General features: G+C 63.1%; 19 protein-coding genes and 1 riboswitch. Of the genes, 2 read left to right on the top strand and 17 right to left on the bottom strand.

What is annotated here, in order from left to right:
* The first annotated feature begins 166 nt into the window (after window positions 1-166).
* Window positions 167-1,621, top strand: a complete 1,455-nt coding sequence (locus B0D78_RS07885) for a Na+/H+ antiporter NhaC family protein (RefSeq protein ID WP_078016427.1) — start codon at window positions 167-169, stop codon at window positions 1,619-1,621.
* Between the two features lie 170 nt (window positions 1,622-1,791).
* Here the strand turns inward: B0D78_RS07885 and B0D78_RS07880 are convergent, their stop codons facing one another.
* From B0D78_RS07880 to B0D78_RS07800, 17 genes are all read right to left on the bottom strand, one after another.
* Window positions 1,792-3,213 carry a YfcC family protein gene (locus tag B0D78_RS07880; RefSeq protein WP_078016426.1) on the bottom strand — a complete coding sequence of 474 codons (1,422 nt, stop codon included), beginning with the start codon at window positions 3,211-3,213 and terminating at the stop codon, window positions 1,792-1,794.
* A gap of 76 nt (window positions 3,214-3,289) precedes the next feature.
* Complete coding sequence (locus tag B0D78_RS07875; RefSeq protein WP_078016425.1) at window positions 3,290-4,474, bottom strand: trans-sulfuration enzyme family protein; 1,185 nt, start codon at window positions 4,472-4,474, stop codon at window positions 3,290-3,292.
* Between the two features lie 124 nt (window positions 4,475-4,598).
* Window positions 4,599-5,438 carry an MBL fold metallo-hydrolase gene (locus tag B0D78_RS07870; RefSeq protein ID WP_168170058.1) on the bottom strand — a complete coding sequence of 280 codons (840 nt, stop codon included), beginning with the start codon at window positions 5,436-5,438 and terminating at the stop codon, window positions 4,599-4,601.
* A 174-nt stretch (window positions 5,439-5,612) separates the two neighbouring features.
* Window positions 5,613-7,346, bottom strand: coding sequence for an NADH-dependent [FeFe] hydrogenase, group A6 (locus B0D78_RS07865; protein ID WP_078016423.1), 1,734 nt, complete (start codon window positions 7,344-7,346; stop codon window positions 5,613-5,615).
* The gene (locus tag B0D78_RS07860; protein WP_078016422.1) at window positions 7,340-9,172 is read right to left on the bottom strand and encodes an NAD(P)-binding protein; all 1,833 of its coding nucleotides are present in this window, start codon (window positions 9,170-9,172) and stop codon (window positions 7,340-7,342) included. Before B0D78_RS07860 ends, B0D78_RS07865 begins: the two co-directional genes overlap by 7 nt.
* Window positions 9,173-9,720: 548 nt before the next feature.
* Window positions 9,721-10,440 (bottom strand): ABC transporter ATP-binding protein, encoded by a 720-nt coding sequence (locus B0D78_RS07855; protein ID WP_205948276.1) that lies wholly within the window; start codon window positions 10,438-10,440, stop codon window positions 9,721-9,723.
* A gap of 2 nt (window positions 10,441-10,442) precedes the next feature.
* Window positions 10,443-11,276 carry an ABC transporter ATP-binding protein gene (locus tag B0D78_RS07850; RefSeq protein ID WP_078016421.1) on the bottom strand — a complete coding sequence of 278 codons (834 nt, stop codon included), beginning with the start codon at window positions 11,274-11,276 and terminating at the stop codon, window positions 10,443-10,445.
* Window positions 11,266-12,336 (bottom strand): branched-chain amino acid ABC transporter permease, encoded by a 1,071-nt coding sequence (locus tag B0D78_RS07845; protein ID WP_078016420.1) that lies wholly within the window; start codon window positions 12,334-12,336, stop codon window positions 11,266-11,268. Before B0D78_RS07845 ends, B0D78_RS07850 begins: the two co-directional genes overlap by 11 nt.
* Window positions 12,337-12,338: 2 nt before the next feature.
* A complete protein-coding gene (locus tag B0D78_RS07840; protein ID WP_078016419.1) occupies window positions 12,339-13,220 on the bottom strand; it encodes a branched-chain amino acid ABC transporter permease in 882 nt (293 codons plus the stop codon).
* 170 nt (window positions 13,221-13,390) lie between these two features.
* Window positions 13,391-14,521, bottom strand: coding sequence for an ABC transporter substrate-binding protein (locus B0D78_RS07835; protein WP_078016418.1), 1,131 nt, complete (start codon window positions 14,519-14,521; stop codon window positions 13,391-13,393).
* A 352-nt stretch (window positions 14,522-14,873) separates the two neighbouring features.
* Window positions 14,874-15,674, bottom strand: coding sequence for an NAD(+) diphosphatase (nudC, locus tag B0D78_RS07830; RefSeq protein ID WP_078016417.1), 801 nt, complete (start codon window positions 15,672-15,674; stop codon window positions 14,874-14,876).
* Window positions 15,675-15,793: 119 nt separating this feature from the next.
* Window positions 15,794-17,173: an NAD(P)/FAD-dependent oxidoreductase gene (locus B0D78_RS07825; RefSeq protein ID WP_078016416.1), complete on the bottom strand. Its 1,380-nt coding sequence runs from the start codon at window positions 17,171-17,173 to the stop codon at window positions 15,794-15,796.
* 260 nt (window positions 17,174-17,433) lie between these two features.
* Window positions 17,434-18,063 carry an ABC transporter ATP-binding protein gene (locus B0D78_RS07820; RefSeq protein WP_078016415.1) on the bottom strand — a complete coding sequence of 210 codons (630 nt, stop codon included), beginning with the start codon at window positions 18,061-18,063 and terminating at the stop codon, window positions 17,434-17,436.
* Entirely contained in the window at window positions 18,056-18,922 is an 867-nt protein-coding gene (locus tag B0D78_RS07815) for an ATP-binding cassette domain-containing protein (protein WP_078016414.1), read from the bottom strand. Before B0D78_RS07815 ends, B0D78_RS07820 begins: the two co-directional genes overlap by 8 nt.
* A 9-nt stretch (window positions 18,923-18,931) precedes the next feature.
* Window positions 18,932-19,786 (bottom strand): ABC transporter permease, encoded by an 855-nt coding sequence (locus tag B0D78_RS07810; RefSeq protein WP_199674642.1) that lies wholly within the window; start codon window positions 19,784-19,786, stop codon window positions 18,932-18,934.
* The gene (locus tag B0D78_RS07805) at window positions 19,779-20,768 is read right to left on the bottom strand and encodes an ABC transporter permease (RefSeq protein ID WP_199674641.1); all 990 of its coding nucleotides are present in this window, start codon (window positions 20,766-20,768) and stop codon (window positions 19,779-19,781) included. Before B0D78_RS07805 ends, B0D78_RS07810 begins: the two co-directional genes overlap by 8 nt.
* A gap of 87 nt (window positions 20,769-20,855) precedes the next feature.
* Window positions 20,856-22,400 carry an ABC transporter substrate-binding protein gene (locus tag B0D78_RS07800; RefSeq protein WP_078016452.1) on the bottom strand — a complete coding sequence of 515 codons (1,545 nt, stop codon included), beginning with the start codon at window positions 22,398-22,400 and terminating at the stop codon, window positions 20,856-20,858.
* A 153-nt stretch (window positions 22,401-22,553) separates the two neighbouring features.
* Window positions 22,554-22,801, bottom strand: a riboswitch (cobalamin riboswitch).
* A gap of 126 nt (window positions 22,802-22,927) precedes the next feature.
* Here B0D78_RS07800 and B0D78_RS07795 point away from each other — a divergent pair.
* Window positions 22,928-23,471: helix-turn-helix domain-containing protein (locus B0D78_RS07795; protein ID WP_143521785.1), on the top strand; the 544-nt coding region annotated here is incomplete at its 3' end.

The raw sequence follows: 23,471 nt of genomic DNA, 5'->3' as shown, positions 1-23,471 counted from the left end.
ATTTAAAAACTGTTAATCGGCGCGGCGCTCATGAAATGCAGCGATACTTTGGGGAGGAGAGAGGAGAGAAGAGGACACGCCGGGAGGAGAATGCAGAAGATCCCGTTGGTGAATCGCTTTTTTTCGTGAGAAGCCGCCGAAGAATCCGAAAGGGAGGTTTTTTTGTATGATCGCACTGGTAAAGCTGTTGCCGATCTGCGTTATGGCCGGGCTGATGCTTTCCGGCATGGACATCCTGCTGGCGTCGCCGATTTCCTTCATCTGCGCCTGCCTCGTGGCGATGGTCACGGAGCGTTACAAGTTCAGCGAACTGCTCGACGCGGCGCTGGACAACCTGAAAAACTTCCTGATCGTGTTCCTGATCCTGGAAGCGGCCTACGCCGTCGCCGAGTGTTTCATGGCCACGGGCGTGGCGGCCGCGATCATCAATCTGGCGCTGTCGCTGGGGCTGACGGCCAAGCTGGTGGCGGTGGTGGGATTCCTCGTCACCTGCGTGCTGTCCGTCGCCACGGGCACGTCGTGGGGGACGTTCGCGGCCTGCGCGCCGATCTTCCTGTGGCTGAACCATATCGTCGGCGGCAGCGTGGTGCTGACGGTCGGCGCGATCGCCGGCGGCTCGTGCTTCGGCGACAATATCGGCCTGATCTCCGACACGACGGTGGTCAGCTGCGGCATGCAGAATGTGCAGCTGGTCGACCGCATGCGCTATCAGGGCGTGTGGTCGGGGCTGTGCCTGATCGTCAGCGCCGTGGTCTTCTACTTTGCGGCCGTGGCGATGGGACTGCCCGACACGGAAGGTTCGGCGGCCGTGGCGATCCAGCAGATCCCCGAGGGCGTGTGGACGGTCCTGGCCGACAAACGTCCCGCGGCGGTGACGCTGCTGAAGCAGGTCCAGGCGGGCGTGCCCTATTACATGGTGATCCCGCTGCTGGTCGTGCTTCTTCTTGCCGTACGCAACGTCAGCACTCTGATCTGCCTCGGCGCGGGCATCCTTTTCTCCGGCATCTTCGGCTGGATGGCCGGCACGGTGACCGACATCGACAAGTTCCTGCAGCTGGTTTACGACGGCGCGTCGGCCGCGGGCGGCTGGTCGATCGCCATGATGCTCTGGGTCGGCGCCTTCGGCGGCGTCATGCGCAAGATGAACGCGTTCGATTCGATCGCCGCGATGATCTTGAGGGTCGTCTCCAAGGTGCGCCAGCTGATGTTCTGCAACGCGCTGCTGTGCCTGATCGGCAACGCGGCGATGGCCGACGAGATGGCGCAGATCGTCACGATCAGCCCGATCATCAAGAATCTCACGGAGAAATCGGTGCGGGGCGACGAGAAGGCCATGTACCGTCTGGCGCTGCGCAACGCCACGTATTCCGACGCCATGGCCGTGCTCGGGTCGCAGCTGATCCCGTGGCACGCCTACATGGGCTTCTTCATGGGCATCGCCATGTCGGTGTATCCGCTGGCGGCCGACACGCTGACGGTGATGGGCGTGATCACGCACAACTATTTCGCCTGGATCGCCGTGATCTCGATGCTGGTCCTGACGATCACCGGCTGGGACCGCTTCATCCCGCTGTTCAGCATCCCCCGCGAGCCGGAGGTCAGTTTGAAAAAGGAGGTTTGACGCGAGAGGTTTCGCGCGCGTTGTCTGAAAAAATGAGCGGAACGGCGATGTTCCACGTGGAACATCGCCGCTGAAAAACGCCCGGCAGCTCATCAGCTGCCGGGCGTTGCGTTATTTTCTGGTTGTAGCGTTTTTTCGCCTTTCGCCGTTTCTCCGCGGCGGCGTTTGCGCTACCAGCCCATCAGCACGGCGATCTCGATCATGATCATCTGCGCGGCGAAGAGCATGGCAAACAGCTTGGCGAACCATTTCAGCCACAGGTCGTAACGGATGTCGGCGAGGCCGCAGATGATGACGATGCCGCAGGTCGGCCAGAGGATGTTGGAGAGGCCGTCGCCGAACTGATAGGCCAGGCAGGCCACCTGACGGCTGACGCCCAGCGCGTCGGCCAGCGGCGCCATGATCGGCATGGTCACGGCCGCCTGGCCGGAAGCCGAAGGCACGAGGAAGTTGATGACCGTCTGCACGACGAACATCAGCTGCGCGGAGATGGGCGAGGGCGCGTTTTTGAGCAGATTGGCGAGCGCGTTGATGATCGTGTCCATGATTTGGGCGTCCTTCATGATCACGACGATGCTCTTGGCCAGACCGGTGAGGATGCAGCCCCAGAGCACGCCCTTGGCGCCCGTCAGCATTTCGGCGCAGTACGTGTTGGGGTTCCAGCCGGAGATCAGCGCCGCCGCGACCGACATGACGATGAACAGCCCGCAGAGCTCTTTGTAGCCCCAGCCCCATTGCGTCAGGCCGATCATCAGCACGGCCAGCGTGACGAGCACGTCGAGCAGGATCAGCCCGTGCCGCCGGGTGAAGTCGTATTGGTCGAGCTCGCCGCGGTCGAAGGAATGGAGGCAGGGTTCGCCGTACATCACCGACGCCTGCGGCGATCTTTTCACTTTCGCGGCGTAGCGCATCACGTAGGCGATGCAGAGGCCCATGAACACGACGAAGCAGACGGCGCGGTAGACGACGCCGGAGTAGAGCGGCACGCCGGCGATGGATTGGGCGACGGCGACCGAATAAGGATTCAGCGTCGCGGCCATGAAGCCCACGTACTCGCCGAGGGCGAGGATGGCAAATCCCGTCATCGCGTCGTAGCCGATGGCGACGCCGAGGCCGACGATCAGCGGGTAGAAGCCGTAAAACTCGCTGAGCATGCCGAAGACCGAACCGCCCAGGCCGAAGAGGATCATGAGGATGGGGATGAGCAGCTTTTCGCGGCGGCCGACCTTTTTCATGACCTTGCCGATGCCGGCGTGGAAGGCTCCGGTCTTGACCATGACGCCGAACGTGGCCGCGCAGGTGAGGATGACGAAGATGATGTCGGCGGCCTCGTAGCAGCCCTGATAAAGCGAGGCGAACAGGCCGATGAAACCGGTGGGCTTCGTCTGCGCCTTGGGGATGGCGTGGTACGATCCGGCGACGGCGACGCTGCGCATCGTGCCGTTGACGTCGACCTTCTGGTAGTCGAAGCTGCCCGACGGGATCACCCAGGACAGCGCGGCCATGACCGCGACGATGGCGAAGACGACCAGCCAGGTGTCGGGCATGTGCAGTTTTCTTTTTGCCGCCGCTTGGGCGGTTGGTTCGCTCATGATGAAAGCCTCCTCGAAAACGTTTTTGAAGGCGCGCTTTTGCCGCGGCCCGCCAGTCCTTTCCGTCCCGCGCGAACTACGCTTTCGGCGCGCCGCTGGCCTCGAGCGCCTGCTGCAAGTCGGCGGTCAGGTCGTCGGGGTCTTCGAGGCCGACGCTGAAGCGGAAGAAGCCTTCGCGGTAGACGGGCGGATAGTGGGGCAGCTTGTCGCTGTTCTTGTCGTAGTAGACGATCAGACTTTCGATGTCGCCGAGCGACACGGCGTGCGTGATCAGCCGCAGGCTGTCGAGGAACTTCTGGTGGACCTTCTCGTCGCCGTTGATGTCGAACGAGATCATGCCCGAGTACTGGCCGTGCATGAGGCGCTTGGCCAGTTCGTGCTGCGGGTGGCTCGCCAGCCCCGGGTACCAGACGAAACGCACGGCCGGGCTCCGTTCGAGGAATTCCGCTACGGCCTGCGCGGCGCGGCAGTGCTGGGCCATGCGCAGCGGCACCGTCGCCAGGCCGCGCGCCACCAGCCAGGCGTTGAACGGGCTGAGGATGCCGCCGTAGTTGACCATGGCCTCTTCCTTGATCTTCGTCAGCAGCCCGCGGCTGCCCAGCACGCAGCCGCCGAGCGAATCGCCGTGGCCGTTGATGTACTTGGTCATGCTGTGGATTTCGAGGTCGGCCCCGTGTTCGAGCGGGCGCAGGCAGAGCGGCCCGGCGAACGTGGCGTCGACGGAGAGCAGCGCCCCCGCCTCGCGGGCGATCCGCGCCAGCGCGTCGAGGTCGGCGATGCCCGTGGTCGGGTTGCCGGGCGTTTCGGCGTGGATCAGCTTCGTGTTGGGGCGCACGGCGCGGCGCACCGCCTCCGCGTCGGTGATGTCGACGAAGGTCACCTGGATGCCGTACTTTTTCGGCAAAAACTCGCGGAACTGCAGGTTCGTGGCGCTGTAGCAGACCTCGGAAATGACCGCGTGATCGCCCGAGTTGAGGAACGTGGTGAACACGCTCATCAGCGCCGCCACGCCGCTGGCGAACACCGCGCCGTCCTCGGCGCCGGTGAGGGCGCAGAGCCGGTCCTGCAGCACCATCTGGTTGACGTTGCGGTTGCGCTGGTAGATGTTGCTGTTGATGCCGCTCCAGTCGACGGGCGTGCCGTCGGTGGGGATGCGGTAGTTGGAGGTCATGTAGACTGGCGTGTTGATCGCGCCGAAAGCATCGTCCCTGCGCGCGCCGGCGTGGACCGCCAGCGTATTGACGCTTGGTTTCCGTTCCATGGAAAAACGCCCCTTTTCTGTCGGTGAGATTGTGATCGCGAAACTGCCGGAGTGCAGTTTGATTTTATGCCAGAATTCCGGATCTGTAAAATTGTTCTTCACAAGCGGCTGCCCTGTAAGGCTTTCAGCGCAGGCGGCGGAGCGAGACGATCAGATTGCCGAAACCGCCGTCCAGCCTTTTCCACTTGGCGTCGACAGGATAGACGAAGCGGCAGTCGTCGTTGCCGCGAAAGGCGGGACCGCTCGCGTTGCCGGCGAGCGCGTCCCGGCAGCCCTGAATCAGCTCGTCGAGGATCGAAGCCGGCATCTCCGTGTAGTTGTGGAAGTTGTACCACTGGCTGATCTGGCACTCGCGCATGCGTTTGAGGCGCTGCAGCCCTCTCAGACAGGCCGCGGCCGTGGCGGAGCAGTCGAGAAACAGAAAGGTGCTGTGGCTGCCCGCGTCGCCGGAGAAGAAAATGCCCGTCTTGGAGTCGAGGAACCCCATGGAGCCGCGCGTGTGCCCGGGGACGTCGACGGCGGTGACGATGCGGCGGCCGAGGTCGAAGCGTCCGCCGTCGTACAGCGGCCGCCACTTGATGGGATGAGGCGGCGTGAAGTCGTCCCGCGTGAACTGCAGGGGGACCCTGCGCAGCGAGCAAAGACGGCTTTCGAACTGGAATTTGCGTTCCACGGCGTTCTGCTCGGCGATCATGCCGGCGTCGCGCGCCGGGATCCAGGCTTCTTCGAAGTCGAGCGCGCCGCCGATATGGTCGAAGTGACCGTGCGTACATACGACGGTCAGAGGCAGGCGGGTCAGTTTTTTCACGAAGGCGCGCAGATTGCCGAGGCCGGTCATCGTGTCGATCAGCAACGCGCCCTGGCGCCCCTCGACAAGATAACAATAGACGCTGCCGCTGCCCTCGAGGCGCAGGATGCCGTCGCCGAAGTCGACGGCTTTGAAAAAATCGCTCCGTTCGTTCACGTCCACCGCTCCTTTCGCGCCGCGGAAAAAAGGTCATATCGCCAAAGATACAACAAAGGCGCCGCCCTGTCCACTGGAAAGAGCGGCGCCTCTCGGCCTTTGCGGGGCGCGCAAAAAAAGTTCCGCCCCGGGCGAACGGGGCGGAACTTTTTTGTCGCGGCGCGAAGCGGCCCGCTACTTTTCGCCGGGCATCTTCCAGCCGTGGTACGTCGTGTGGAGCAGATGATGCGCCTTTTCCGACAGCGGCGCGCCGAGGAACTGTTTGTAGCACTCGAGGACGGACGGGTTCTCGTGCGAAAAGCGCAGCGCCATGCCGCGGTCGATGTCGTAGAGCGTGGGGGCGCGTTTCGGGGCCATTTCCACGCGGTCGTGGATGGGCTGCCCGCCGCCGCCGACGCAGCCGCCGGGGCAGGCCATGACCTCGACGAAATCGTAGCGCACGTCGCCGCGGTCGAGCGCGGCCAGCAATTTGTCGGCGTTGCCGAGGCCGTTGACGACGGCGACCTTGAGCGACGCGCCGGCGATGTCGAACTCGGCCTCTTTCCAGCCGTCCATGCCGCGCACCGATTTGAAGGCGTCGGGTTCGGGGTTTTTGCCGGTGACGAGGAAGAAGGCGCTGCGCAGCGCCGCCTCCATGACGCCGCCGGTGGCGCCGAAGATCGCGCCCGCGCCGCTGCCGACGCCGAGCGGCATGTCGAGCGCTTCGTCTTCGAGGTCCTGCGGCTGGATCTGCAGCGAGCGGATCAGGCGCGACACTTCGCGCGTGGTCAGCGCCACGTCCACGTCCTGTCCCGCGCCGGCGTCGTCCATGCCGGGCAGCGCGCACTCGGCCTTTTTGGCCAGACAGGGCATGATGGAGACGGAGAAGATCCTGGACGGATCGACGCCGAGCGTCTGCGCGTACCAGCTCTTGGCGATGGCGCCGAACATTTGCTGCGGCGACTTGGCCGACGACAGCTGGTCGACGTACTGCGGCCAGTGGCTCTTGACGAAACGGATCCAGCCCGGGCAGCAGGAGGTGAACATCGGGAACTTCTCGCGGTCGCGGTGCTTGAGACGCTCTACGAACTCGCTGCCTTCCTCCATGATCGTGAGGTCGGCGGAGAAGTCGGTGTCGAACACGTAGTCGAAGCCGACGAGGCGCAGCGCCGCGGCCAGACGCGTGACGGTGGCCTCCTCGGGCTTCATGCCGAACTCCTCGCCCCAGGCGGTGCGGATGGCCGGAGCGATCTGGACGAGCACGATCTTTTCGGGATCGTCGATGGCGTCGAGCACTTTCTGCGTGTCGTCGCGTTCGTGCAGCGCGCCCACGGGACAATGAGTGATGCACTGGCCGCACAGGGCGCAGTCGGCGTCTTCGAGACGATAGACGCGGGCCACGTCGACGGTGGTCTTGGCCCCGGTGTTGACCACGTCCCAGACGTTGGCGTGCTGGATCTTGTCGCAGACTTGCACGCAGCGCATGCACTTGATGCAGAGCGAAAAGTCGCGGATGAGCGGAAAATCGGGACTGGTCCGCCGGTCGACGTAATGCTTTTCAAACGGCGTGTCATGGATGTTGAGCTCGTTGGCGATGCGCTGCAGCTCGCAGTTGCCGCTGCGCACGCACGTCGGGCAGTGGTCGTCGTGCTCGGAGAGGATCATGCGCACGTTGGCGCGGCGGGCCTCGCGGGCTTTTTTGCTGTTGGTGTGGATGACCATGCCCTCTTCAACGGGATTGTTGCAGGCCGTGAAGAGCCGCTCGTACCCTTCCACCTCGACGACGCAGACGCGGCAGGCGCCGATCTCGTTGACGCCGGCGAGGAAGCAGAGCGTGGGGATCCTGATCCCCGCGCTCTTGGCGGCGTCGAGGATCGTCGTTCTTTCCGGAACCTGAATGTGTTTGCCATCGATGACGACGTTTACCATTTTTCCACACGCCCCCCCTTGAACACGCCGTAGCCGAAGTGATCGCAGCGCAGGCAGCGGCCGGATTCCTGGCACGCTTCCTGGTCGCTCATCGGCAGCTCCATCAGATCGAAATCGTGGATCCGCTCCGCAGCGGGGCGTTCCACCATGTTCACGCGGCCGCAGGATGCGTGGTCGTCGAAGCGCACCTGCGGCACCTCGATGCCGCTCGTGATGACGTGGTCGAAGCCCAGATACTCGTCGATATTGGCCGCCGCGACCTTGCCGCCGGCGATGGCGCGGATGACCGTGGCAGGCCCGGTGACGCAGTCGCCGCCGGCGAAGATGCCGTCGGCGTTCCTGATGCCGGTGGTGTCCATGCTCTCGATCGCGCCGCGCTTGACGGGGATGCCGTACTGCTCGAACGTGCGCGACTCGATGCCCTGGCCGATGGCCACCAGCACGCGGTCGCAGCGGAAGTCGATCTCCGGCGCGTCCGCGTCGACCGGCGCCGGCCGGCCGTTTTTGAATCCGCCGATGATCTGCGGCTGCGTGCAGAGCGAAACGACCTTGTTGTTTTCGTCCCTGATGATGCGAAGCGGCGCGTGAAGCTCGACGATCTCCACGCCGTCGGCGATGGCGCCTTCCACCTCCTCGGGCAGGGCGGTCATGTCCTCCTTGCGGCGGCGGTAGACGAGGCGCACTGACTTGGCGTGGCACCTTACCGCCGAGCGGGCCACGTCCATGGCGACGTTGCCGCCGCCGACGACGATCACGTCGAGCCCGGTGAAGTCGGGATAATGGTCGTCGCCGATGGCGCGCAGCATCTCCACGGCGGAGATGACGCCCTCGGCCTCTTCGCCCTCGATGCCCAGTTTCTTGTCGATGTGGGCGCCGATGGAAAGGTACAGCGCGTCGTACTGATCGTACAGTTCCTTGACGGAGACGTCGTTGCCGACGCTGATCCCGGTTTTGACGTGGATCCCTGCCGAAAGGAGACCGGCGATCTCGCGGTCGAGCACTTCGCGGGGCAGGCGGTAGGCGGGGATGCCGTAGCGGAGCATGCCGCCCAGCTGCTGACGCTGCTCGTAAACGGTCACGTCGTGCCCCATGATGGACAGATAATAGGCGGCGCTCAGTCCGCCGGGGCCGCCGCCGACGACGGCGACTTTTTTGCCCGTGGCGGGGGCGCGCTTCGGCACGGGGATCGTCTCCTCGTGCTCCACGGCGTAGCGCTTCAAGCCGCGGATGTTGATGGGATTGTCGACCAGCGTGCGGCGGCAGCGAGTCTCGCAGGGGTGCTCGCAGATCATGCCGCACACGGCGGGCAGCGGATTGTCCTTGCGGATCAGCTGCACGGCGTCGCCGTAACGGCCGGCATGGATCAGGGCGATGTAGCCGGGAATGTCCACGTGCGCCGGGCACAGCGAGACGCAGGGCACGGGCTGGTTTTGCAGGCACATGCAGCGGCCGTGCTGAATGTGTTCGACGAAGTCGTCGCGGAAGCCGCGCACGCCTTTGAGCACCATGCGGGCGGCTTCCTGTCCGATGGCGCAGTCCGAGGTGAGGTAGACACTCTCGGCCGTTCGCTCGATGGTGTCGATGGTGCCCATGTCGGCGCGGCCGTCCAGCACGGAATTGAGAAGTTCTTCCAGACGGCTGAGGCCGACGCGGCAGGGCACGCACTTGCCGCACGACTGCGAGTGGCAGATGTGCAGGAACGAAACGGCCAGATCGACCGGACACAGTTCGGGAGGACTGGCCTGAATGCGGCGCTCCATGTCCTTGTACAGGCCTTCGACGGTCGTCTGCGCCTGATTCTTTGTGACGATGCTGAGTCTGCTCACGATTCTTCCCCCTGTTTTGGAAAATATGCCTTTTCGCCGGTCCCCTCCGAATCTCCGGTTCAAGGCATGCTGTTTTTGCGAAAGCGTTCTTTTTCTCTATCTCTGCAAAAAACAGTAATATAATTTTATTCTAGACAATATGGGGAAAAGTTTCAATAGGGAATTATTTTTCTCAAATTGATTTGATGAGACTAACTTGATCTGGGCTTATAAAACGCAAACGGCATTTTGCATCATAATAATGTAAAACGCCGCATGGCTTTTTGGCTCTTGGAACGATTCGGTTTCATGCAAATCCTCAATAGAACGGTTTCACGCCGAGCGTTCCGCACTCCGAGGGGGCAGCCGCTCGGGGCTATCTTTTCCGTTGTGCGCTCTGCGAGCTCGTTTTGTGGATTCCCCGCCGGCATTTTGGCCGTTTGATATCTCAGTCAAGGTACAATAGATCTCCTGAAAGCAAAAGATCCGGAAACGGACGCATGGATCATAGTCCGCTTTCGGATCCTTGTTGAGATCGAGCGTTTGATGGGAATTTCTTCATCCGTTTGTCAGCCGCCCAGATAGGCTTTTTTGATGGCGGGAGAGTCGAGCAGTTCGCGCCCGGTGCCGGTGGCGACGATGCGGCCGGTTTCCAGCACGTAGCCGCGGTCGGCGATGGAGAGCGCCATGCGCGCGTTCTGTTCGACGAGCAGGATCGTGGCGCCGTTCGCGTGCAGATTGTCGATGATGTCGAAAATGGCTTCGACGAGCAGCGGCGCCAAGCCCATGGAGGGCTCGTCGAGCATGAGCAGCTTGGGACGGCTCATCAGCGCGCGTCCCATGGCGAGCATCTGCTGCTCGCCGCCTGAGAGCGTGCCGGCCACCTGACGGCGGCGTTCCTTCAGGCGCGGGAAAAGCGCGAAGACTTTTTCCAGATCGGCGGCGAGGCTCTGCGCGCCGGCGGCATGGCGCGTGTAGGCGCCCATTTCCAGATTTTCCTGCACCGACATGTGCAGAAAGACGCGGCGCCCCTCGGGAACCTGCGCCAGGCCGAGCTCGACCACCTTGTAGGGCGGCACTTTCGCCAGCCGGCGGCCGAAGAAAGAGACGCCGCCCGTGCGCGGCAGCAGGCCGGAGATGGCGTTCAGCGTCGTGGATTTGCCGGCGCCGTTGGCGCCGATCAGCGTGACGATCTCGCCCTGAAAGACTTCGAAGGAAATGCCCTTGATGGCGTGGATGCTGCCGTAAAAGACGTGAACATCGTCAACTTTGAGGATTGGATCGGCCATGGTTAGCCCTCCTTCTGCCGGCCGAGGTAGGCCTCGATGACGGCGGGGTCGCTCTGTATGTCCGCCGGCGCGCCCTTGGCGATGACGCGCCCGAAGTTGAGCACGCAGATGCCCTCGCACAGGTTCATGACCAGATTCATGTCGTGTTCGATGAGCATGATGGCGATCGGGAACATCTCGTGCACGCGGCGGATGCTGTCGATCAGCTCGCGCGTTTCCGAGGGATTCATGCCCGCCGCCGGCTCGTCGAGCAGCAACAGCGACGGGTAGGTGGCGAGAGCGCGCACGATCTCGAGGCGGCGCTGCGCGCCGTAGGGCAGCGAACCGGCCTTGACGTCGGCCAGACCCTGCATGTCGAAGATGGACAGCAGCTTAAGAGCGCGGCGATGGGCAGCCAGTTCCTGGCGGCGGTAGCGCGGCAGGCGCAGGATCGCGCCGAACAGGCCGTAGTGGATGTCGTTGGTCATGGCGACTTTGACGTTGTCGGCGACGCTGAGGTTCTTGAAAAGTCGGATGTTCTGGAACGTGCGGGCGATGCCGAGGCGGTTGGCCTGCGCCGGCGTCATGCCGGCGGTGTCCTGCCCGTCGAGCAGCACGGTGCCCGTGGTGGGGTGGTAGACTTTGGTGAGCAGGTTGAAGACCGTCGTCTTGCCGGCGCCGTTGGGACCGATCAGCCCGGCGATCTCCGTGCGGCCGATGGTGAGGTTGAAGTTCTCGACGATCTTCAGACCGCCGATCGTCAGTCCGAGATTGACGCACTCCAGGATCGGGGCGCGTCCGGCGTCGCGCTCGGGAAGCAGCGCGCGCGAGGGGACGGGAACGAGTTTAGTGGCCATGGAGGGCTTCCTCCTTTGAGGCGCGGCCGAAAAGTTTCAGCCGCGCGAAGAAATTCCTCACGGCCGCGTTGTTGGAGCCCAGCATGATGGCGATCAGCAGCACCGCGTAGATCAGCATGCGGTAATCGCGGAACTCGCGCAGCTTTTCCGGCAGGATCGTCAGCGCCGCGGCGGCGACGATGGAGCCGAGCATGTTGCCCTGGCCGCCCAAAACAACGAAGACGAGGATCAGGATCGAAGTGTTGAAGTCGAACTTGTTGGCGACGATCGTGGAGTAGTTCATGGCGAACAGGCAGCCGGCCGCGCCCGCCAGCGCCGCGGAAACGACGAAGGCGGTCATCTTGTACCTGGTGACGTCGATGCCGACGCTCTCGGCGGCGATACGGTCGTCGCGGACGGCCTGGAAGGCGCGCCCCATACGGCTGTTGATGAGATTGTAGACGACGACCAGCGCGATCATCACCAGCGCGAAGCCGGCGCCGAACGTGGCGATCTTGCGGATGCCGCCGACGCCCATCGGGCCGCCGACGATCAAACGGCCGCCGGGCAGCAGCCCCGTTGTGTCGGCCAGCATGCTGAAGTGCAGCCCCGCCTTGTCGACGCCCATGTAAAAGTTGTTCAGCACGCTTTTGATGATCTCGCCGAACGCCAGCGTGACGATGGCCAGGTAATCGCCCTTGAGCCGCAGCACGGGAATGCCGATCAAAAAACCGGCCAGCGCCGCGAACGCCGCCCCCGCCGCCATGGAAACGGACAGACGCAGGGGCGCAAAGGGGACGAGATCTTGCAGCAAGATGGCGCAGGCGACGCCCGTGAACGCGCCCACGGACATGAAGCCGGCGTGCCCCAGCGACAGCTCGCCGAGCACGCCCACCACCAGATTCAGCGCTACGGCCATGACCATGTAGGCGCAGATCGGCACCAGCATCCCCCTCATGGACGAACTGAGCGTCCGCGTCGAGATCATGGTCTGGAGAACGACGTAGGCCAGCGCCACCAGCGCGTACGTACCGTAAACGCGGCGGGCTTCGGGTCTTTTGAGGTTGATCAGACGTTTCACGGCTACACCTTTTCCTGCATCTGACGGCCCAGCAGTCCCGCGGGCTTGACCAGCAGTACCACGATCAGCACGGCGAAGACCACGGCGTCGGAGAGCTGCGTGGAGATGTATGCCTTGGCGAAGATCTCGATCACGCCCAGCAGCAGCCCGCCCAGAAAAGCGCCGGGAATGGAGCCGATGCCGCCGAAAACGGCCGCCGTGAACGCCTTGATGCCCGGCAGCGAACCCGTCGTCGGCATCAGCGTCGGATAGGCCGAACACAGCAGCGCGCCGGCTGCGGCCGCCAGCCCGGAACCGATGGCGAACGTCAGCGAAATGGTGGCGTTGACGTTGATGCCCATCAGCAGCGCCGCGCCCTTGTCTTCCGAACAGGCGCGCATCGCCTTGCCCATGCGCGTGCGTCCGACGAACCACGACAGCGCCGTCATGATCGCCAGACAGGAGACGATCGTCACGATCGTCACGTGAGAGATGGAAAGCCGGCCGCCGAACAGTTTGACCGCGCCGTGCCCGACCACCGAGGGGAACACCTTGGGATTCGACGTCCACAGCAGCAGCGCCGTGTTCTGCAAAAAGTAACTGACGCCGATGGCCGTGATCAGCACCGCCAGCGACGGGGCCTGGCGCAGCGGCTTGTAGGCCAGCTTTTCCACGACAATGCCCAGCAGCGTGCAGACCGCCATGGCCAGAACAACGCCGGCGATCGCCGGCAGGTGAAAGCGGAACACGGCGTAGAAACAGACATAGGCGCCGACCATGATCACGTCGCCGTGAGCGAAGTTGAGCATCTTGGCGATGCCGTAGACCATGGTGTAGCCCAGCGCGATGATCGCGTAGATGCTGCCCAGGCCGACGCCGCTGATAAAGAAGTTCAGAAAGGTCATGAGTTCACCTCGAAAGATCTCGCAAAAAAGTGGAAAAGCGGCGAACGGCGGGATGGAGCCGTTCGGAAGAGAAAAGCGAGAGCGCCGCCGAAAGGACCGGTCAGGCCGGCCTTCCGGCGACGCTCTCAGGCGAGGCGGAACGGCGCGCCGTCCGCTTCCGCCCGTGAAACTTAATCGAGCCCGACGTAAGCGCCGTTTCTGATGATCATGCCCTTGGGATCCTTGGAGATCTCGCCGTTGGCCTTCCACGTCATGTTGCCGCCCGTCAGTCCGTTGAACGTCATCGTCGTGAACTGCCCGATCATCAGCTCGCAGAGCTTCTCGGCGTTCATGTCGGGCACGGCCTTGGCGTTTTCGAGCGCCTGTTTGTAAGCGTAAACGCAGTCGTACGCGTCGGCGGCGAACTGATTGGGGACTTCGCCGAAACGCTTCCGATACTCGGCCACGAAAGCGGCCGTGCGCTCGTCCGTGGAATCTGCGTTGAACGGCGTCAGCAGCATGACGCCTTCGGCCAGTTCCTTGTTGAAACCTTCCATGGTCAGGATGCCGTCCATGCCGTCCACGCCGAACCACTTGGGCGCAAAGTTCATGGCCGCCGCCTGAGCGAGGATCAGCGAGGCGTGCTGATAGTACATGGGCAGGAAGACCAGCTCCGCGCCGGACTTCTGGGCGTCGGCCAGCTGCACCGAGAAGTCGGTGTCGTTGCCGTCGGCGAACGTGGTGTCGCTGACCACTTCGAGGCCGGCTTCGGCCGCCTTGGTCGCGAATGTGTCATGAATGCCCTTGGAGTACACGTCGTCGTTCTTCCAGATCACGGCGACTTTCCTGGCCAAAGCTTTGCCGGCGATGTACTGTGCGGAGGCGGAGCCCTGATTGGGATCGACGAAGCACATCTGGAACACGTTGTCCTTGCCGGCGGTCACGGCGACGGCCGAAGCGGAAGGAGTGAGCGCGAAGATGCGGTCGGCGAAGTTCTCGGCGGCCGTCGCCTCGCAGGGTTTGGACGTGACCGAGCCGAGCGAGAGCTGCATGCCCCAGTCCTTGAGGGCGTTGTAGGCGTTGACGGCCTTTTCGGCGTCGTGCGTGTCGTCCTCGTAATTCAGCTCAAACCGAATGCCGCCGGCCGCGTTGATCTCGTCGACGGCGATCTGCGCGCCGTTCTTGGCGGCATTGCCGTAAATGGCGGCGCCTCCCGTCAGCGGAGCCGTGCCGCCCAGCTTGAAGGCGTCGGCGCCGAAGGCGCAGCCAGCCATCATGGAGGCGGCGAAAACGAAAGCGAATACGAATACATCCTTTTTCATCGTGTAAAACATCCTTTCAGCGAGAATTTGCAGAGCATGCGCTTTCAGGCAGGTCTGCCGACGCGAAGGCGCGCGGTCCGCTCTGGCGAAGGAACGCCATGCCTTTTCGCGTTTATGAAAATGAATTATATGAGCGGCTCAGCGAAAAGTAAACTGTCGACGCCTTTAAAATAAGTAATATTGCAATTATTGCGTTAATTCAAGCCTAAAGTTTAGACGGCAAATAATAAAATAATCAGAATATTTATTCTTGAGTTGTTGAACGGCGGCGAGCAAAAAAAACGAGGACTGGCCGAAAAGATCGGTCAGCCCTCGTTTTATCGAATAGATTTTAGGCAGCCGGGAACCGGTGTCAGCGGTTTTCGGCGGCGTTTCCGCGGCGCGGGTGGCGCGCGAGAAAGTCGCGGATCAGCCAACCGGCCACGGTGAGCGTGCCGGGGATATTGTCGGGGATCTCCTCGGGGGCGAACCAGCGGGCCTCGCCGATCTCCACGCCGTCGGGGCGGAGCTCGCCGCTCTTCCAGCGGGCGCGGCAGGCCAGCATCAGCGAGCGGGGAAACGGCCAGTACTGGCTGTACAGATACTGGATGCTGTCCCGGTCCACTTCGACGTTCACTTCCTCGCGCACCTCGCGGACGACGGCGTCTTCGATCGACTCGCCGACTTCGAGAAATCCCGCCAGCACGCTGAAACGGTTGAATCTGTTCCGCCGGTTCATGGCCAGCAGTAGCTTGCCGTCGCGCTCGACGGCCACGATCATGGCCGGGCAGATGACGGGAAAGAGCGTGTGCCCGCAGCTGGGGCACTTCATGGCGTGCTGCTCGCCGGGCGCGGGCTCCATCTTCGCGCCGCAGCAGCCGCAGTAGCGGGCCTGACGATGCCAGTCGGCCAGGCCCCAGGCGGCGCTCATGGCCTGAAAGTCTTCCCTGCCGAACTGCTCGCCGAAAGAGCGGCGGCTGACGGCGCTCCAGCCCTCGGGGAGTTTTGCGTCCGCTTCGACGCGTCCCCAGACGCAGCCAGCGGGACCGAGACTGCCGAAGGGCCCCGAGTCGCTCAACGGCAACCGCCCCGCCTCGGCGGCGCCGGGCAGGCGCCCCTGAAAGAGCAGGACCGAATCGCCCTGAAAAAGTACGGCCGTGTTTTCGTCAAGCATTCAGAGCGCCCCCGGCTTTCGCGGCCCGAATGGGCATGACGCGGGGCGCGCCGGGCGTAACGCGTTTTTCTTCCATGAAGAATCAGCCTCCCTGCATTCCAAAGAAGATTTTTAAGAGTTCAGGCGCCGAGAACGGCCCTTCCGGCCACAAGCCCGCTGGCCGCCGCCTGGATGATGCCGCGGCTGACGCCGGCCCCGTCGCCGGCCATGTACAGATGTTTGACGTTGGGCACGGCGAGGTTGTTTCCCAGCTCGAGACGCAGCGAATAGAGCTTGATCTCCACGCCGTAGAGCAGCGTGTCGTTCTGGTTGACGCCGGGCATGATCACGTTCAGCGCGTCGAGGAACTCGACGATGTCGGTCATGTGGCGGTGGGGCAGCACGAGGCTGAGGTCGCCGGGGACGGCGGGGCCGGTCTGCTCGATCATGCCGCGGGCGATGCGGTCGGGCGTGGAGCGGCGACCGTCGCGCAGGTCGCCGAGGCGCTGCACCAGCAATCCGCCGCCGGCCAGCATGTTGGCGAGGCGGGCGATGTGCGTGGCGTAGCCGATCGGGTCGGTGAACGGGCGCGTGAAATTCTTGGTGACGAGCACGGCGAAGTTGGTGTTGTGCGACTTGGTGTTCTTGAGACTGTGCCCGTTGACGGTGACGAGGCCGTGCGTGCGGTTGAACTCGGAAACCACGAAGCCCGACGGGTTCATGCAGAAAGTGCGCACGCGGTCGTCGAACGTGGGCGTGTTGTAGAGACATTTGACTTCGTAAAAGTCGCGGGTCAGCTCTTCGCAGGCGCTGTCGGGCACTTCGACGCGCACGCCGATGTCCACCGGCATCGAGGCGATCGGCAGCTTCAGTCGTCTGACGATCCCCTCCAGCCACGAAGCGCCGTCGCGTCCCGGCGCGACGATGACGTCGGCGGCTCGGTGTTCTGTGCCGTCGCTCGTGACCACGCCGACGGCGGCACCGTTTTCGACAAGGATGTCCTGTACGAAGGTGTTCATGAGGATGTCGCATTTGTCGCGCAGGGAGCGGTACATGGCGTCGAGCACCTCGCGCGAGGCGTCGGTGCCGATGTGGCGGATCCTGGCCGGCAGCACCTTGATGCCTTTCGAGGCGGCCCGGCGGATCGTGTCGTGCACGTTCTGCCCGCTCGGCTCGTAAAGATGGGGATCGGCGCCGTCGGCGACGAAACGGTCGTCCACGGCTTTCATCAGGCGCTCCAGCTCCGCCGTGCCGACGTACTCTTCGAGGTTGCCGCCGTAGCCGGTCGTGATCGTCAGCTTGCCGTCGGAAGCCGACCCCGCGCCGCCCCAGCCGGACACCACCGCGCAGGACGGGCAGTTGACGCAGCGGTCGGCTTGTCCCGCCATGATCGGGCAGATTCGTTCCCTGATCAGCCGCCCCTTGTCGACGATCAGCACTCTTTTGCCGGCGCCGGCCAGTTCCTGCGCCGCGAAAATCCCCGCCGGCCCCGCGCCGACGATGATCGCATCGTAGTTCATGATTCTTCCCCCAAGTTCTTTTTGGGAACGTTTGATTTTACCGTTCGAGATCTTGATGAATTATAGCATGCCGGGAAAAACAAAAATGTCGGCGCGGAAAAAGCGGTGCGCTCTCGTCGAACTGCCCTGGGCGAGAAACTCTTCGATCCTGACGCCGAGAGGATTCAGGCGAAAATATTCCACGTGGAACAATATAAACGGCCGCGCGACGATGAAAAAATCCATCGTCGCGCGGCCGTTTGCCGTCAGTGCCCGGTCTGTTACAGGTCGCGGCGGTCCACTTCCACGCGGTTCAGTTCGGGGATGCGGATAATCCGCGTGGCCACGCGCTCGGCCAGCGAAGGATTGTGCGTGATGGCGACGAGTCCCATGCGATGGCGCTCGGCGTAGTTCAGCACGAAGTTCCAGATGTGCGCCTGATTGAGCGCGTCGAGCATGGTGGTCATCTCGTCGGCGATCAGCAGGCGCGTCTCGGGGCGCATCACGCGGGCGACGCAGAAGCGCTGCAGTTCGCCGCCGGACAGCTCGACGGGCCAGCGGTCGTACCAGATGGAACGGATGCCCATTTCGTTCAGCACCTCGCCGTCCAACGGCCCCGCTTCGTACAGAGATCTTTCCATCTTCCAGCGCGGGTTGAGCGCTTTTTCAGGATGCTGATAGACGAGCTGCACGGGGCAGTAGCCTCTCGCCGGCAGCGGCGCGCCGTTCCACAGCACTGCGCCGCTGGCGGGACGCTCGTAGCCGGCCATCACCTTGGCCAGCGTGCTCTTGCCGTAGCCGCTGGGGCCGAGAATGGCGACGCGCTCGCCTTCCGCCACGGAGAGGCTGACGTCCTTCAAAATCCACGGACCGCTGCCGTAGCGGAAAGAAATTTTTTTCACCTCAAGCATGGCAGCCGCACCTCATTCCCCGTTCGTCCACGTCCCAGGTCGCGCCGCTGGAACCGCACGCCGCGCAGCGGTCGAGGCGAAAGCCGTTCTGCGGCAGCGCCCGGAACAGCGCGCGGCTGTACGGGTGCTTCAGCCCTTCTCCGTCGCCGCTGAAAGAGCTGACGGCCGCCGTCTCCACGACGCGTCCGTCGTAAAAGATCGAGATCGCGTCGGCGACGTGCAGCGCCAGGTCGATGTCGTGCGTGATCAGCAGCACCGCCTTGCCGTGATCGGCCATGACGCGGAAGTCTTTGAGCGCCTCCAGCGCGATCTCCAAATCGAGCCCCGGCGTCGGCTCGTCGGCGATGATCAGTTCGGCGTCGGCCACGTAGGCCGTGGAGAGCAGCACGCGCCGCGCCATGCCGCCCGAAAGCTGGAATGGATAGAGTTTTTCCACGCCCGGCTTCAGACCGAAATGGGCGAACGCTTCGCGCATCTTCGCACACCGTCCCCTGCCCGGGACGCCGCAGACTTGGGGACCGACGCGCATCAGCGGGTCGAGAAACGCCACCGACTGGGGGATGAAGGCGATCTCGCGCCCGCGCAGCCGCGCTTTCGTTTCCGCCGTCATCGCTTCGCCGCGGTAGAACATCTCGCCGCCGGTGCGCGCGTTGCCGGGCAGAATGCCCATCACCGCGTGCGCCAGCAGGCTTTTGCCGGAACCGCTGGAACCGACCACGGCGAGAATCTCGCCCGCGCTCAGCGTCACGCTCAGATCGGCGATGGCCTGGAACGTCACTTTCTCCAGCCGCGCGTCGTAGCTCTCGAAACCGACCGACAGGTGGCGCACGTCAAGCAGGATGTGCTTGTCTTCGTTCATGAGGGCCTCCTATTCGCGGGCGCTGTGCGGGTCGATCAGTACCCGCAGATAGTCGCCGACGCCGTCGAAAAGCTGCGTCACCAGCAGCAGCGCGACTCCGGGGAAGAACGCCGGCCACCACATCCCCGCCGCCAGATACTTCATCGATTCCGAGAGGATCACGCCCATGGCCGGCGTGTCCAGCGGCAGACCGTAGCCGAGGAAGGTGATGCCCGCTTCGTGCAGGATCGCGTGCGGAAACAGCAGGATCAGACCCACCACGTACTGCGGGAAGACGTGCGGGACGATGTGCCGTACGGCGATGTGCAGCGGCCCTTTGCCCAGCCTGCGGGCCACCTGCACGTACTGGGCCGAACGGATCTGCATGACCTCGGCGCGAATCAGTCGCGTCAGGTTGGGCCAGTGCGTCACCGCCACGCCCGTGATGACGCCGGCCGCGCCGCCGCCCATGGCGATGGAAATCAGAATGAGCAGGATCAGGTGCGGCACGCCCATGCACAGATCGACGAGATAGTTGACCACGGCGTCCACCGTGCCGCCGAAGATCGCCGACAGACTGCCGAGGACCAGTGCGATCACCGAACTGATCGCCGCCGACAGCAGGCCGATACGGATGCTCAGCGACAGCCCCGCGACCGTGCGGTAGAACATGTCTCGCCCGAGATTGTCCGTGCCGAACAGATGCGCCAGCGACGGCGCCAGGCGGCGGGCCGAATAGTTTGCCTCGAAACTTTCCGGCGGCAGCAGCAGCCCCCAGACGAATACGCCCGACAAGATCAGCGTTCCCGTGCCGATCATCAGCAGCGTTTTGCGGCGGCGATTCAGCCAGGCCCTCGCCGGTTTTGCGCAGGCAAGCTCAGACACTGGAGCGCCCTCCCTCGCGGATCTGCGGGTCGACGAAGCCGTAAATGAGGTTGGCCGCGAGGTTGCCGGCGAACACGAAAAGGACGCTGAACAACGCGATTCCCATCAGCAGCGGCGCGTCGGCGTGAAGCCCCGCCTCGACGGCGGTGGCGCCAAGCCCTGGATAGGAGAAAACTTTCTCCGCCAGCACCGAGCCGCCGAACAGTTCGCTCACCGAAGCGCACTGCAGCGTCACCGCCGGCAGGGCGATGTTGCGCAGGCCGTGGCGGCGGATGATCTGGCCGAGCGTCTCGCCGCGGGCGCGGGCGAAGACGACGTACTCGCTCTCGAGCACGTCGATCAGCTTCTGCCGCGTGTGCAGCGCGATGTTGGCCACGCCTGTGATGGACAATGTCAGCGCCGGCAGGACGAGGTGATGGAGCCGTTCGCCCCAGGTGACCTCCGAGGCGAGGCGCCCGATCGGAATGGAGAGTCCCAGCGGGAACCAGCGCAGCTCGACGGCGAAGACCACCAGCACCAGCAGACCGATCCAGAACGTCGGCGTCGACGCCAGCACGAGGCTGAACGTCCTGACGATCTTATCGAGCCAGCTGTCGCGATACGTGCCGGCGGCGACGCCAAGAACGAGCCCCAGCGCGCCGGAGAGCGTCCATGCCGTGCCCATCAGCAGCAGCGAGGCCTTGAAACGCTCGCGCAGCACCGACGCAACCGGCTGATGCAGCGACACCGACCTGCCCAAATCGCCGTGAAGCGCGCGTTTTGCCCAGATCACATAGCGCTGGAGCGGCGGCTTGTCCAAATCCCATTGTTCTTCGATGTGGGCCCGCTGTTCGTCGGAGACGTTGATCTCGCCCAGAAAGGCGTCGACGGCGTTCATCGGCGAGGCGGTGACCAGAAAGAAACTGAGCATCGAAGCGGATGCAAGCAAGAGCAGCATTCGCGTCAGCGAGCCGCTCAGATATTTCAGAAGGCTTTTATTCACGGGAACGGGAGCTCCTTCCTTTGTCCTGTGTCGAAAAAACGAAAGCATGGCTGAATTCCGCCTTTCGGCAGAACTTCATGAAAAGCCTCAGTCGTCCCAGGACCACTCGTTCATGTTCTCGACGACCGAAAGTCCCTGATTGCGTACGGGGATCTTATTCAGCGGGGGGAGGCGTAGCCCCTTGCGGACGAGATAATTGTTCCGGGGACGGCTGATGTACAGAAACGGCACGTCCGCGGCGGCACGGGCCTCGGCCTTGCTCCAGAACGCGCTGGCCGTGTTCTGGTCCGTGGCGCGCATCGCCTGGTCGATGAGCGCGTCGACGTCGGGATTGCTGTAGGACGACGGATTGTTGATGACGGCCTTGTTGATGTTGGAGGAATGGTAATACAGTCTGAAGTCCATGGGGCTGGGAGCGCCGACGCTCCAACACGTAGGGACCGCGCGGGCTTTTCGGCATTCCGCCCAGGGCGCCGATCTGGCGATGATGCGGATGCCGAGAGCTTTGGCGTTATCAGCCAGCGCCACCACCGTATTGTAGCGATCCAGATCGTTGCTGCGGCCGGTGACGGTGAACTCGGCCTTGACGCCGTTTTTCTCGCGGATGCCGTCTCCGTCGGTATCTTTCCAGCCGGCGTCTTCGAGGAGCTTTTTGGCTTCTTCGACGCGATTGTCCTCAAAATCGATATGAGCCGCCCAAGGAAGCGTGTCGCTGCCAATCGAGCAGGCCGGCGTGCCCATGCCGTTCAGAGCGCGTTCCACCAGCTGCCGGCGGTTGATGCCGATATCCAGCGCCTTGCGGATCGCGGGGTCGCACGTCACGTTGTTGCCCGTCTTGCTTCCGTCGGGGGCCGTTCCCTCCGGAATGACCGGCAGGTTCACCGCCAACGTCCCCAGGACGTCGAGGCTCAGCAGCTCCATCCCTTCCACCGCCGAGTGCGCGTACTCGGAATTGACGAGGACGAGATCCAGCTGCCCCGATTGAGCGGCGGCCAACGCCGCGTCTTCGTCGATCTTGAGAATCGTGACGCGCCGGAACGGCGATTTTGTGCCGTAATAATAGGGGTTCGGTTCGAGAATCAACTGCTGATCTTTCTGGAAATCGACGACGCGCCAGGCTCCCGAACACACCGGCCGGTCGCCGTACGCTTCGTGATAAGCGTGCGCCGGCACGATGCCCACAAAGCTCAGAGCGTAAGGGAACAGCGACGAAGGCTCGCTCAACGTGAATTCCACCGTGAAATCGTCGAGGGCCTTCACGCTCTCCATGACCGTCAGGTCGGCGGCCGAAACGCTGGCCTTGGTCTTCTCGTAGGTGAAGACGATGTCTTGGGCGGTCAGCGGCGTGCCGTCGGCGAACTTTACGTCGCGGCGGATCTCATACGTGTAGCTGAGACCGTCGCCGCTGATTTTCTCGCGTACCGCCAGATCTTTCTCGAGCACGTTGTCCTTTCCCGATTTCAGCAGATGGCAGTGGAAAATATCGGGTCCCCACACGCCGTGCCCGAGAATGGGATCGAATTTGCCCGCCACCATGTTGACGCCCGTAGAGATCACGATCTCGTCCTTCGCCATGGCCGTGCCGCAGAGCACGGCTGCCAGAGCCAACGCCGCAAGAAAACTCTTTTTCATGTCTGCCTCCAAAGTATGCTTGCGCGGAAAACCGCGCTCTTGGCGCTTTGGCCGGAGAGTGAAAACGAAAAAACGCGCCGGCTGCGTCCGCAAGGACACAAACCGGCGCGTCCGTTTTCACGCGCACTCGGCGCTCGCTTTGGGCACGGCGAACGCTTCTTTCGAAAATGTGTAAGTCTCCTGACTCGCGCTCTGGAAGACGATGGTCTTGCCGCGTTCACGCCTGTCTTCCCATGGCGAAGCCACAGTGACGGACTTTCGTCCCGGCGCCCATACCACGGCGGCGCTTCGGCGTGACCTCGCGCTTACAGTGCCGGCCGCGCGGGGATTTTCACCCCATTCCATTTACGCCGTTTCCGCCGAACGGAAGGGAAACGGCGACACATTTTCCGCAATTCTTTCCATGCAGCGAGTTTAATATAACTTCGTGAAAAAATCAATTGACGACAAAGAAGAGATGTCGTTGTTCAGTGATAAAGTCCCCCATAACTGTTCCAAGAAAATGTCACTCTGAGATAATACCGTTCATGAAACAGGAGCGAATGACATTGTCACAAAAGGAACTGGATCGTATCAGGATTATCGGAGCGCTTGTCGACGGACGCATGACGAACAGGGAGGCGGCGGAGAAGCTGGGGCTCTGTCAACGGCAAATCATCAGGATCAAGAAGAGGTTCGTCGCTCAAGGGGCGGCGGGGCTTGTTCATGGTAACCGCGGCAGAACGTCTCGGCGCAGGATCGGAGATGAGGTTCGGGAGTCGGTGCTGAAGGCGTATAAGGAGGTCTATTACGATTTCAACTTCTCTCACTTTGCGGAATGCCTGAACGAACGGGAGGGGATCGGGATCAGCCGTTCGAGTGTCGTCCGCATTCTGAAGGACGAGGGGATCAGGAGCAAGAAGAGTGTGCGGCGGCGGCCGAAGCTTCACCGTTCCCGACCGCGGAAGGTGGCCGCGGGGATGTTGTGGCAGACTGACGCCACGTCGTTTGAATGGTTTGGCAGGGGGAACGGGCGCGCGACGCTGCACGCTTATATTGACGATGCGACGGGGATCGTGACTGGCGCCTGTT

This window comes from Pyramidobacter sp. C12-8, from assembly GCF_002007215.1.
Lineage (GTDB): Bacteria > Synergistota > Synergistia > Synergistales > Dethiosulfovibrionaceae > Pyramidobacter.
The sequence above is the reverse complement of the archived record's forward strand: the minus strand, read 5'-3'. Positions and strand labels throughout refer to the sequence as shown.